A 12,203-nucleotide genomic window follows, 5' to 3' on the forward strand; every position below is an offset into this window, starting at 1 on the left:
TTGGGGGGGCGGCTTAGCTTTGAATTATTGCCTCAAGAACGTCTTCCGGGCGGATGGAGCGCATACATTCTCGCTCACGGGGACACGTTTTGCCTCCGTGAAGCGAGCAGGGGCGGCATTCAAGGTCGCTTTCCAATACCTTGTCGTGCGGTCCTTCCGGATAGAAACCCCAGGCACGTGTAGTCGGACCGAATAATGCGATAACCGGTGTTCCCACGCCGCAGGCCAAGTGCATGGGGCCTGAATCTCCCGTGACAAGCATTCTGCACGACGCAAGCAATGCACAGCTTTGCCGCAGGTCGGTCGTGTTGGTGAAGTCGTGTGAAACTCCCCCCGACATTTCTTTGGTCCACCTGGCGGGGGCATCGTCGCGTCCTATAACCATCCACGGAATCTTTTTTCTGGTCAGGAGCAAGGCCAATTCTTTCCAATGCTCTTCCGGCCACTTTTTGTTGGTATGCGTGGCGTAAGGATGAAGGGCTACAGGGTGAGCCCTCTCTCCCTTGTATCCATGAGATTCGAGGAGTGAATGCGCCTCTGAAATCTCAGTTCTGGTCGGGTGCAGATGAGGTATAAGTGCCTTGGCCGATGGCGGGGGCGATTGGAGCGCCAAGGCATAGCGTTGGGGGACATTCCACTGGAGGAGACTTTTTTGAGCCCATTCCTGCCTGAATCGATGGTATGCCCGCCGTGCGATACTGTGCTTGGCATAATGATGGGTCTTCCCCTTCCAGAAAAAACGCAGGATGCGTGTCCGAAGGCTCCCGTGGAGGTCTATAAGCGGGAGTCCAGCATACTTGTTTGCCATGAAAGACGCCTGGCGAAGCCATGCGGAACCGGAAAGCTGGGAATCGTTAAGGGCTATAATCTCCGACAGAGCTGGGTGTCCCTCCAGAACAGGAGCAAAGGCTTTTTTGGTGATAAAGACGAAACGCATCCCCAAAGTGCTTTGCCAGTGTTCCAGCACTCCTGTTGTCAGAACCACATCTCCCAAGGCGCTGAAGCGTACGACAACCGCGTCCGGAGATTTCATGAGGCCTGTTCCCTCATCACCTTTTGCATAGTATTCCAAGCCAGTTGGGGCGAGATGTCGCGCATGCAGCGGTGATGCCCCTGAGAACACGTCTGGCTGCCGTGGAGTCCGCATGGGCGGCAGCCGAGCTCGGTTTGGAGAACCCGGGAGTGCGAGCCGCGGGGAAAAAAGCCAAGCGATTCAACTGTAGGGCCGAAGAGTGCAACCGTGGGTGTACCCAATGTCCAGGCAATATGCATGGGGCCGGAATCATTGGTCAGGTAGGCGTCCAGTCGGGAAATGAAGCAGGCCAGCTCCGGCAGATTGAGCTTTGCAGCCATGTTCAGCAAGGCGGGGCGGGTTTCTGGCTGGGTTGCCTCTATCACTTGCCGGACTGTTTCCTCTTCTCCCGGGCCGCCGAAGATAATTACCTGTAGCCCTTGGCTGGCGGCCATGTCGGCAACCTGTCCGAAGTATTCCGTTGGCCAGCGTTTTGTTGCCCATACCGAGCCGGGATTCAGGCCAATACACGGTCCGTTGACATGGGAATGAAAAAAATTGTCGACATTTGCTTTCACTTCCGGAATGAGGTCGAGCCTTGGAGTAGAAATTTTATGCGTAATGTTTAGAGGCAATACAAGTTGAAGTTGCCGTTCTATTTCTTCAAGTTGGGAGAAGCGTCGGGATACCGTGTGAGTGTACGCCAATTTGTTGTAGAAAGGGGTGTCGTAGCCGATACGCATGGCAATGCCCGATCTCCGGGCTACAAGCGCGCTACGAAAACTTCGATGAACCGAAATTAAAACATCGTAGTCTTGATCATGCAGAAAAGCTCCGAGGGCCAGCGCACCGCGTATACCTTTGTGTGCTCCGCGCTTTGCAAATCCGTAAACTTTACGCAATTCCCGTTGAGCCAAAAAAAGAGGATCGACACCTTGGCGGACATATAAATCCAAGGGGATGCCAGGGTAGGCTTCGGCCAAAGTATGAATCAGTGGCAGAGTCAGGACGGCGTCACCCAGAAAAGCTGTTTGCCATACGGCTATGGATCGAATCGATTGTGTCATAATGATAAAAGGAATTTTGGGTCCTGCCGTTCCCATACCGGTCGAATGGCCGGGGCATATGATTGAAAATAGGGAAAATGCTACGTGCCGTGCGGCGGTTGTTTTCGCCGGGTTCTGGTTTCGCGTCAAGTCCGCATCTGCGGAAGTTGCTCGAAACGCGAAATATCATGCCCTCCTGGGGGCTCCTTTGCTTGCATGGCCCTGTGGCTTCTGATAAATATCAGAAATGCATCAAGCCATTTATGGGGCAGGACGGCCCTTCAACGAATGCTAGAACTTATCCTTTCTGTCAGCTTGGCTACCCTTATATCATTTTTTTGTTCGGTCAGCGAAGCCGCTCTGTATTCTATTTCCTGGAGCAGAATCGAGTCCCTACGTAAAAAAGGGCGTCGTTCCGGAAAAATTCTTTACGCCATGCGTCGTGATGTGGAAAAGCCTATCTCTGCAATCCTGACGCTCAATACGGTAGCCAATACAGCTGGAGCCTCTATTGCCGGGGCTGCGGCTGCAAGGGTTTTTGGGCCGGACCACCTTGCCTGGTTTGCAGTGGGGTTCACCCTTGTCATTTTACTTTTTGCAGAACTCATCCCCAAAACTCTGGGGGTTGTTTACAATAAAACTGCCGCGCCCTTGCTGGCTCGGCCGTTGCAGCTGTTGGTCCTTTTTTGTGCTCCGATCACTTGGACTTTGGGATTTGTAGTCCGTCTTTTCAAAACTTCTTCAATCGGCCCGCTGGCCACGGAAGAAGATGTACGTGCTCTTGTAAGCCTTACGTACAAAGCGGGGATTCTCAAAGAATACGAAGAACTGGCTATAGGCAACATCCTTTCGTTGGATAAAAAACAGGTCAGGGATATTATGACTCCCCGTACGGTCGTCTTTTCTCTGCCTGCCCATATGAGCGTGGCGGAAGCCTGGCAGAGGAAGTCTGTCTGGCCCCACAGCCGTATTCCCGTTTTTGAGCATGACGACCGGGAGGATATCGTAGGGCTTGTTTATCGAAGGGAGGTCTTTGAGGCCTTGGTCAATGACCGGGACGATCTTACTTTGGACAAGCTCATGCGGCCGGTCGAGTTTGTTTTGGAAACCTTGACCCTTGATCGACTGCTTATTAAGTTTCTCAAATCAAGAATTCATCTTATTGTGGTTCTCGACGAATACGGAGGGATCTCCGGGGTGGTTTCCCTGGAAGATGTTCTTGAAGAAATTCTGGGGCGAGAAATCGTTGATGAAACCGACCAGGTTGCGGATATGCGCGAACTGGCAAAGAAAAAACGCAAAGGCTTGATGACGGCTGCGGGGCAGCGTGAGTCGGCCATAGAACGCGACTGAGGCGAATATGGGAAAGAACAAGGCTGTGTATATTGCCGCTTTTTTGCTTTTTGCCGCAGGACTGGGGTATCTCGTCTTTACTGGGGTGTCACAGGAAAGCGTGTATTTTTTAAATGTTTCTGAAGCATTGGCCATGGAACCAGCACAACGTTCCCAGGCCCGTCTTTTCGGCATGGTTGGTCCGGAGCGGGTGGAGCGCAAGCATGGGGCACTGGGCGTTGCTTTCGATCTGCAGGATAAAGACAACGCTGGCGAGGCTATTCGAATAAATTACGCGGGCGCAGTTCCCGATACCTTCAAGCCGGGCGTGGAAGTTATTGTGGAAGGGCGATTCACCCACAATGGGAATTCCTTTTCCGCCACTCAGCTTATGACAAAGTGTCCGAGCAAATACGAAAAGAAAAAACGTCACCCGGCCGAGGTCTGATGTCGGCTGCGCATTAACGTTTCGGGGTTTTATACTGGACGCACTGGCTTTGAGCCCCAAATGGTAAGAATACGCTTGTCTTCTTGAGCGGACCGTATTACGCGGATCAATCCATACTAATTGAGTCAACAAAGGAAACGTGATGTACGCAGCCGCCTATTGGGGGCTTTTGGCAGTCCTTTTGCTGAGTGTTTTTGCGGCTCTTGCCGCTTGTTTCCAAGCCTACTTCAATAACGATATTTACGGTAAATGGATTGAAAAAGGGCAGTATGTAAATGCTGCCATCTTGCTTTTGTGTTCGGGAGTACTTCTGTATGCCCTGGTCACGCGGGATTTCTCCGTAAAATACGTGGCCGAGTACACGGATAGCGTGCTCCCCATGTTCTATACGGTTACGGCATTCTGGGCCGGGCAGGATGGTTCCTTGTTGTTTTGGACCGTCTGCGTTGCTGTTCTGGGAGCCTTTTTTCCCTTTACCCGGGCATATCGCGAACTTTCCTCTCCAACACGAAGTTTCTACTGGGCCTTTTTTCTTACAGTTCAGGCCTTTTTTCTTTTGCTCCTTACCAATTGGAGCAATCCGTTTACGCTGTTCTCGCCCCCTCCTGCAGATGGACGGGGACTCAATCCCCTGCTGCAAAATCCGGGCATGATTTTTCACCCTCCGCTGCTGTTTCTGGGATACGCAGGGTTTACTGTGCCCGCGTGTCTGGCTTTGGCTTCCTACGTTACGGGCAAAAGTGGAGAGTGGCTTGAGCCCGGACGCAACTGGTCTGTCGTTTCCTGGATATTCCTCAGTGCCGGAATTATTCTTGGTGCCTGGTGGTCCTATATGGAACTTGGCTGGGGCGGGTATTGGGCTTGGGACCCGGTGGAAAATGCCTCTCTTATTCCCTGGCTTTCGGCGACTGCTTTTTTGCACACTGCTGTCGTGGAACGGCGGCGGAAGTCTTTGGTGAGGGCCAATGTCTTTTTGGTCAGCCTCACACTTATGCTTTGTTTTTTCGGGACGTACCTTGTGCGCAGCGGGGTTATCGATTCTCTGCACGCATTTGGAGGCGGTGGGGTGGCAACGCCACTTTTGCTGTTCATGTTGGCCGGATTGGCTTTAACCATTTTTATTCTTTTTTCCGTTGGCGCGTCTGCCGAACGGCAACTTGACGGACTGCTGTCCCGTCCAGGGCTGCTTATCATTGCAGCATGGATGTTTCTGGCCCTTGGCCTGATCGTATTTCTCGGTACCATGTGGCCTGTTATCAGCAGCTTGTGGAGTGTCGCTCCGCAGGGATTTGATGCAGGATTTTACAACCGGGTCTGCCTGCCTGTGTTTGCGCTCATGGCTGTTGTCCTTGTCTTTTGCCCATGGCTTGGGTGGAAGGGCGGTTTACGCAAAGGAACGGCAGGTATTGCCGCAATGGCTGTTTTTCCCCTCTCGGGATTGGCCATGTATTTCGGCGGAGTTCACAAGCCGCTGGCAGTGATTGCAGCCGCCGCTGCCATCGCAGTCATGGTGGGCCTTTTCTTTCTTGCAATTGTGGACAAGCAGATGCGCGCCACCCGCAGTGGGTGGGGTTTTCTGGGGGTGCATGCCGGCGTGGCCTTGATGGTCCTTGGCGTGGCCTTTTCAGGCCCCTATCAGCTAGAGCGCGAAGCTGTTCTTCAGCCCAACGCCACCATCCGCATGAAAGGGTATGACTTTACGTTCAAGGCAGTACGGACATTTGACAACAATGCCATGTCCGTTGCCGAGGCAACCGTTGATGTATTTAAAAACGGCGAGCGGTTGGGGCAACTCACTCCGCAACGTCGTCTGTACCGCAACTTTGAGCAGCCTTTTGCCGAAGTCTCTGTCATTCCTTCATTTGGAGACGAACTTTACGCTACCTTGCTGGCAATGGACCGCGATGGGAGCGTCAGTCTGAAGATCAGTATCCATCCCTTGGTGAACTGGGTTTGGATTGGTGGTACCTTGCTTTGTCTGGCTGGCTTTTTGTGTCTGCGTCTGCGTCGTAAATCTGGGCGCTATGGGGAGAACGGCATTGCCTAATTCCGAAGCTTTGCTCTCGGCACAGGGGGTAGCCAAGCTTTATGGGCGTAAGCTGGTTTTCAAAAAGGTCGGCTTTTCCATTCTGCCAGGCCAGGTATGGCTGCTGGTGGGGCCCAACGGAGCGGGTAAGTCCACTCTTGTGAATATTGCGGCCGGATTGCTCGGCCCGGATGCAGGAAAAATAGATGTGACTCCCCCACCGAATGAGCGTTCGTATCTGGGGCATAAAACATTTATTTATCCTCGCCTGAGCGCTTTGGAAAATTTGCGTTTTTGGGCCGACATGTATGGGCTGGGCCGCGATAGAGCAGCGTTGATGGCAGCTTTGGAGCGTGTGGAGTTGGGGTATGTTGCCGAAGAAGAGGCTGGTAGGTTTTCCAGAGGAATGTCCCAGCGGTTGAGTCTGGCCAGGGTTTTTTTGAATAACCCTCGTCTGATATTTCTCGATGAGCCGGGAACAGGATTGGACGTGGCTTCGGCCGGATTGCTGCACCGCGAAATCACCCAGGCTGGCGAACGTGGAGCAGGGATTCTTTGGGTCAGCCACCAGTTGCGTGAAGGACTGGAAGTGGCAAGCCATGTGCTGCACCTGGAAAAAGGCAGGGTCCGTTATGCGGGGGAAGCCTCCGGGTATACCGCGGAGGAATGCGCATGCTGACTTCGGTTGTGGCAATTCTACGTAAAGACTTGGCTCTTTCTTTGTCGCGAGGGCAGGGCCTGGTGCAGGCGGTGTTGCTCGGCTTGCTCCTTATTTTTCTCTTCAGTCTCTCCCGGCCTACCGGGACGTTGACGTCGCCCCAGGCGGCAGCCGCCATTTTTTGGCTGGCTTCCAGCTTCGGCTTGGTGCTGGTCTTCAATACCCTCTATTCCCTGGAAGAAGAAAACGGTGCCCGTTTAGGCCTTCTCCTCTCTCCCGTTCCTTTGCAGAGCGTCTGGCTTGGCAAGGCCTTGGCCGGGCTGGTTCTGCTGGCCTGTTCCCAAGTTGTATTTGCTCCGGCCGCCATGGTCTTCCTAGGGCAGGATGTTGTGCATGCGCCTTTAGCGGCTCTGGCCGGCGTATTGGTCATTGACTGGGGACTTGTTGTTCTTGGCTCGCTGCTTGGGGCTTTGTCTCAGGGGGCTGCGGCCAGAGAGTCGCTATTGTCCGTTATTCTTTTTCCCTTGCTGCTTCCCGTACTGCTTGCCGGAATTCGTATAGGTGCCGCCGCCTTGGGCGGCGTTTCTGGTGATAGCGGTTGGATGGGACTTGCGCTGGCGTTCGACGCGTTGTTTACTGGGGCTGCTCTGGTCCTTTTTCCTTTTGTTTATGGTGGAGATGCCTAAGTCATGATTCGTATTCTCGCTTTGCTCGCCGTTTGCGCTCTGTTCGGAGCGCAATACATGATTTGGATGTACGCACCGATTGAAGCCACCATGGGGCTCGTGCAGAAAATATTTTATGTCCACCTGCCGTTGGCCTGGTGGTCCATGATCAGTTTTTTTGTGGTTTTTATTGCAAGCGGTATGTTTTTGCTGAAACGACTTCCCGGTTACGATCGGTTGGCCGGTGCCGCCGCAGAGCTTGGAGTTTTGTTTTCCGGTCTGGCCTTGATTTCCGGCTCCCTCTGGGCCCGCAGTGCCTGGAATGTGTGGTGGACCTGGGATCCTCGTCTGACGACCACGTTGATTATGTGGTTTGTCTATGCAGCCTACCTTGTGCTTCGTACAGCCCCCATGGCACAAGACAGAAGATCTCTGGTCTGTGCTGTCCTCGGCGTGGTTGCTTTTCTTGATGTTCCGCTGGTCTTTTATTCCGCCAGAATGTGGCGGAGTATTCACCCTGCGGTGTTTGCCCAGAAAGGGGGAGGGCTTGAGCCGGAAATGTGGCATACGGTTATCGCTTCGGGCATAGCCTTCGGCCTGCTTTGGCTGGCTTTGCTGCTTTTACGCAAACGTCAGCTTTCCATGCAGGCGGAGCTTGACGCACGCCGTACGTTTTGAAACTTGGAGGTCCCATGGACGCACAATCTTATTTGTTAATAGCCAACGCCGCGGTTTGGATCGGCATTGGATGCTATGTTTTCTTTTTGGGGCGGCAGTCGTCCCACCTGAAAAGACGTATGGATCAGCTCCAGCTGCTGGAAGGATCACATGACGAGCAATTCTAATGCTGTCCCAGGGCTTTTTCCGGGAAAGATAGTTGTTTTCTTGTTGGCCGTGGGCCTTATGGTCATTTTTGTCAGCTCGGTGTTTTACCGGCTTCAGAATCCCTCCAGAACCGTGGTCCGGCAGGAAGCTCCGGCTGGCGGAAAAAGTATGAAGGCACTGGCTAAGATGGGGAACATGGGGCAGATTCGCGACCTTATGCAGGCGCTGCAGAAAAATCCGGAAGACCTGCCCACTTTGATGAGTCTTGCTTCAGTATTCATGGAAATGGGAGCCTGGGATCGAGCGGCTCTTTTTCTGCAGGATGCCCTTAATGTGGAGCCAACAAATAAGGATGCTTTGAATTTTTATGGCATCTGTTTGTACCAGAAAAAAGATTATGCCAAGTCTGCAGAGGTTTTCAGCCAGCTGTTGGAATTGGACCCGGATAATCCCATGGCGCACTACAATTTGGGTGTTATGCAGAAATACTTTCTGGACAAACCAGATGAAGGAATGGAAAACTTTCGCAGGGCAAAGGCTCTTGCTCCACAGGACCCCAGGCTTACAAAACTTGTAAACGAAGAATTGGAAGCCACTCACGGTTCTGCCAAGTAGAGGGAAGGGCTATTTTGTTGGTTTGAGAGCCAGGTCTTATTTGACAATTTTCAGAAAAGCGTGGCAAATGACCGGTACTGGATACATCTAGTGAACGACAAGTTTTGTTTCTGAGGTGCCACTTGGATATAGAAAAATCGCTGGAGCTTCCTTTACTGGTCTTTTTTTACAACTTACGGAGGAATGATGATGTCTGGTAAATTTTTGGGACGGGCGATTATTATCGCTTGTTTGCTGGGCCTGATTGCGGTTCCGGCCATGGCCGAAAAGATTGTTGTTGGCGTGGCTGGCGCGCATAGCGGCGACTTGGCTTCTTATGGGCTTCCTACTGTTAATGCGGCTAAAATTGTTGCTGATGAAATCAATGCCAAGGGCGGCATTAACGGGATGCAGGTTGTGATTGCACCGCAGGATGACCAGTGCAAACCCGAACTTGCCACCAACGTTGCCACCAAGCTGGTTTCCGACAAGGTAACCGTGGTACTTGGTCACATCTGCAGCGGTGCAACCAAGGCTGCTCTGCCCATCTACACGGAAGCAAAGATGGTCTGCATGTCTCCCTCCGCCACCAACCCCAGTCTGACACAAAGTGGTGACTATCCCACATTTTTCCGTACCATCGCCTCAGACGATGCCCAGGCCAAACTGGTTGTTGATTTTGCAACCGACAAGCTGGGCGTGAAGAAGATCGCCGTGCTGCACGATAAGGGCGATTACGGTAAGGGATTTGCCGAGTTCGCCAAGATGTTCATTGAGAAGGGTGGCAAGGCTGAAGTTGTTCTGTTCGAAGGCGTAACTCCCGGCGCCGTGGACTACTCTGCCGTTGTGCAGAAAGTTCGCCGCAACAAGGCCGACGCAGTTATTTTTGGAGGTTACCATCCTGAAGCCTCCAAAATCGTGTCTCAGATGCGTCGTAAGCGCATGAAGACTGTGTTTCTTTCCGATGACGGCGTGAAGGATGATACCTTCATCAAAGTTGCCGCTAAGAATGCTGAAGGCGTATACGCTTCCGGTCCTGTGGATATTTCCAAGAATCCCCTCTACATCAAGGCTGTAAAGCAGCATAAGGAAAAGTACGGTTCCGAGCCTGGTGCTTTCTATCCTCAGGCTTACGCTGCTGCCCAGGCCCTGCTCAACGCCATCGAAAAAGCTGGCAGCACCGATTATGACGCCATCGTCAATGCCCTGCATACACAGTATGTTGAAACTCCTCTGGGCAAGATCAAATTTGACAATAGAGGCGATGCCGAAGGTGTCGGCTTCTCCATGTACGTTGTCAAAGACGGCAAGTACGATGAAGTTAAATAGGATAGACTCGGCAGTATAAAGATAAGCCAGGGGATGGACATACGGTCCATCCCCTGTCCTTTTTCCTGAGCGGACAGCTCAGTCCATAAGGCGGAACTTCGATGGACTATTTTTGGGAACTTTTTTTTGGGGGGTTAACCCGGGGGAGCATCTACGCTCTTATCGCCCTTGGGTACACCATGGTTTACGGTATTATTGAGCTTATCAACTTTGCCCATGGCGAAATTTATATGATAGGCGCCTTTACAGCTCTTATTGTAGCCGGAGTTTTGGGAACGTTGGGATTCCCGGCTTTGGCCATTCTGCTGTTTGCTCTTGTGGTGGCCGTAATCTATTCTTCGGCTTACGGATATACCATAGAAAAAATCGCATACAAGCCGTTGCGTGGGGCTCCTCGTTTGTCTCCGCTTATTTCTGCAATCGGCATGTCCATATTTTTGCAAAACTACGTTCTTTTGGTACAGACGTCGGACTTTCTTCCGTTTCCTTACCTGACACCGGAATTCGATTTCATGGAGCCTTACATCCATATCATGGGCTCCAGCGAGTTGTTCATTATCCTCGCGTCCGCGTGCTCTATGATAGGGCTGACCTTGTTCATCAAATACACTCGTTTGGGCAAGGCCATGCGCGCAACTGCCCAGAACCGTAAGATGGCCATGTTGGTTGGTGTGGATGTAGACCGTGTGATTTCAGCCACGTTTATAATTGGATCTGCCTTGGCAGCCATCGGTGGAGTGCTGATTGCCTCGCATATAGGACAAATCAACTTTTATATTGGTTTTATTGCCGGGATCAAAGCCTTTACGGCTGCTGTACTTGGCGGAATCGGCAGCATCCCAGGCGCCATGCTTGGTGGACTGGTGTTGGGGTGGTGTGAAAGTTTTGCGACAGGGTATGTCTCGAGCGACTACGAGGATGTGTTTGCTTTCTCATTGCTGGTGCTCATCCTGATATTTCGGCCTGCCGGTATTCTTGGCAAGTCGCAGACGCAGAAGGTCTGATTCTGACAACGCATTACGTAAGGTGGAATGAAGACGATGCATAACGGACTCAAACGCTCGCTTCTGGTCAGCCTGTGGTTTGTCTTTTTGACTTTCCCGTTGATGGCAGTGCGGGTGGATACAATTGAAAATACCGTTCAGTGGCGGTTTATGAACTGCCTGTACATTGGAATCGGCAGTTTTGTGCTGTCCTTTGTTTGGCGCTACCTTTTGGACCGTAAAAAAACAGGGGGAAAAGTCCTGCGTGCAGGAGAGGTCGCCAAGCCTTCTTTGCTGGCCCGGGTTCGTTCGGACAGTAAACTGCAGCTCCCCTGTCTGGCTGTGGCTTTCTTGCTGGCAATTCTTTTTCCTTGGATTGTTTCGACCTATCAGACGAACATCATGATCTCGGCGCTAATTTATGTAGTGCTCGGTCTTGGGTTGAATATCGTTGTTGGTCTGGCTGGCCTGCTGGATCTTGGCTACGTGGCTTTTTACGCAGTGGGCGCCTACGCCTACGCGCTCCTCAATCACCATTTCGGTCTCGGTTTTTGGACCGTACTACCTCTTGGTGCTCTTTTGGGAATGGTCTGCGGCTTGCTGCTGGGTTTTCCCGTGCTGCGTTTGCGGGGAGACTATCTGGCTATCGTGACCCTTGGGTTTGGAGAAATTATCCGTTTGGTCCTGGAGAATTGGAACGAGTTTTCGTTTGGCCCCAGCGGTATCTCCAATATTTCGCGTCCCGGTCTGTTTGGCGTCGATTTGGGGGTCGAAGGGGCAACGCAGTACATCTACTACCTCATGATCGGGATGGTTTGTTTTACGATTTTTGTGGTTACCCGACTGAAAAACTCTCGGATCGGACGGGCTTGGATGGCATTGCGTGAGGACGAAATCGCATGTCAGGCCATGGGGATAGACAAAACCAAGACCAAGCTGACTGCCTTTGCCCTTGGTGCTACCTGGGCAGGTATGGTTGGGGTTGTCTTTGCGGCCAAGACCACGTTCATCAACCCGGCCAGCTTTACCTTTCTCGAGTCGGCCATTATTTTGTCCATTGTTGTTCTGGGGGGCATGGGGTCCATCCTTGGTGTCATTTCCGGCGCGTTTATTTTGATACTTCTTCCCGAATACTTAAGAGCATTCTCCGAGTATAGAATGCTTATTTTCGGAGCGATCATGGTGCTGATGATGGTTTTCCGTCCTCAGGGACTTATCAGCTCCGAGCGCAGGCGGTACAAGATAGACGATATGGAAGCAGCACCTAACGGGGAGGCCTCCTAAG

The 12,203-nt window shown here is 52.2% G+C and carries 13 protein-coding genes; 11 read left to right on the forward strand and 2 right to left on the reverse strand.

Annotated elements, in window-relative coordinates; translation table 11 throughout:
- Nucleotides 1-13: 13 nt before the first annotated feature.
- A complete protein-coding gene (locus ACI0FJ_RS02215) occupies nucleotides 14-1,033 on the reverse strand; it encodes a glycosyltransferase family 9 protein (RefSeq protein WP_424298374.1) in 1,020 nt (339 codons plus the stop codon).
- Nucleotides 1,030-2,208 (reverse strand): lipopolysaccharide heptosyltransferase II, encoded by a 1,179-nt coding sequence (gene waaF / locus ACI0FJ_RS02220; protein WP_424298377.1) that lies wholly within the window; start codon nucleotides 2,206-2,208, stop codon nucleotides 1,030-1,032. Before waaF ends, ACI0FJ_RS02215 begins: the two co-directional genes overlap by 4 nt.
- A gap of 138 nt (nucleotides 2,209-2,346) precedes the next feature.
- On the opposite strand from waaF, the gene ACI0FJ_RS02225 reads away from it, so the two are divergent.
- The 11 genes from ACI0FJ_RS02225 to livM all read left to right on the forward strand — a co-directional run bounded on the left by ACI0FJ_RS02225 (nucleotide 2,347) and on the right by livM (nucleotide 12,202).
- Entirely contained in the window at nucleotides 2,347-3,411 is a 1,065-nt protein-coding gene (locus ACI0FJ_RS02225) for a hemolysin family protein (RefSeq protein WP_424298380.1), read from the forward strand.
- 7 nt (nucleotides 3,412-3,418) lie between these two features.
- Nucleotides 3,419-3,838 (forward strand): cytochrome c maturation protein CcmE, encoded by a 420-nt coding sequence (locus ACI0FJ_RS02230; protein ID WP_424298383.1) that lies wholly within the window; start codon nucleotides 3,419-3,421, stop codon nucleotides 3,836-3,838.
- A gap of 142 nt (nucleotides 3,839-3,980) precedes the next feature.
- Entirely contained in the window at nucleotides 3,981-5,885 is a 1,905-nt protein-coding gene (locus ACI0FJ_RS02235) for a heme lyase CcmF/NrfE family subunit (protein ID WP_424298386.1), read from the forward strand.
- On the forward strand, nucleotides 5,878-6,543 hold the full coding sequence (locus ACI0FJ_RS02240) for an ABC transporter ATP-binding protein (protein WP_424298389.1): 666 nt from the start codon (nucleotides 5,878-5,880) through the stop codon (nucleotides 6,541-6,543). The genes ACI0FJ_RS02235 and ACI0FJ_RS02240 overlap by 8 nt, the downstream gene beginning before the upstream one ends.
- Nucleotides 6,537-7,208, forward strand: coding sequence for a heme exporter protein CcmB (locus ACI0FJ_RS02245; protein WP_424298392.1), 672 nt, complete (start codon nucleotides 6,537-6,539; stop codon nucleotides 7,206-7,208). Before ACI0FJ_RS02240 ends, ACI0FJ_RS02245 begins: the two co-directional genes overlap by 7 nt.
- A 3-nt stretch (nucleotides 7,209-7,211) precedes the next feature.
- Nucleotides 7,212-7,865 (forward strand): cytochrome c biogenesis protein, encoded by a 654-nt coding sequence (locus ACI0FJ_RS02250; protein WP_424298395.1) that lies wholly within the window; start codon nucleotides 7,212-7,214, stop codon nucleotides 7,863-7,865.
- Nucleotides 7,866-7,879: 14 nt separating this feature from the next.
- Entirely contained in the window at nucleotides 7,880-8,032 is a 153-nt protein-coding gene (locus ACI0FJ_RS02255; protein WP_424298398.1) for a CcmD family protein, read from the forward strand.
- The gene (locus tag ACI0FJ_RS02260; protein WP_424298401.1) at nucleotides 8,016-8,627 is read left to right on the forward strand and encodes a tetratricopeptide repeat protein; all 612 of its coding nucleotides are present in this window, start codon (nucleotides 8,016-8,018) and stop codon (nucleotides 8,625-8,627) included. The genes ACI0FJ_RS02255 and ACI0FJ_RS02260 overlap by 17 nt, the downstream gene beginning before the upstream one ends.
- A 186-nt stretch (nucleotides 8,628-8,813) precedes the next feature.
- On the forward strand, nucleotides 8,814-9,935 hold the full coding sequence (locus ACI0FJ_RS02265) for a branched-chain amino acid ABC transporter substrate-binding protein (protein ID WP_424298404.1): 1,122 nt from the start codon (nucleotides 8,814-8,816) through the stop codon (nucleotides 9,933-9,935).
- A 101-nt stretch (nucleotides 9,936-10,036) separates the two neighbouring features.
- Nucleotides 10,037-10,939, forward strand: coding sequence for a branched-chain amino acid ABC transporter permease (locus ACI0FJ_RS02270; protein WP_424298407.1), 903 nt, complete (start codon nucleotides 10,037-10,039; stop codon nucleotides 10,937-10,939).
- A gap of 27 nt (nucleotides 10,940-10,966) precedes the next feature.
- Complete coding sequence (gene livM / locus ACI0FJ_RS02275) at nucleotides 10,967-12,202, forward strand: high-affinity branched-chain amino acid ABC transporter permease LivM (RefSeq protein WP_424298410.1); 1,236 nt, start codon at nucleotides 10,967-10,969, stop codon at nucleotides 12,200-12,202.
- Nucleotide 12,203 lies beyond the last annotated feature (1 nt).

Source organism: Desulfovibrio sp. 7SRBS1 (assembly GCF_049723905.1).
Lineage (GTDB): Bacteria > Desulfobacterota > Desulfovibrionia > Desulfovibrionales > Desulfovibrionaceae.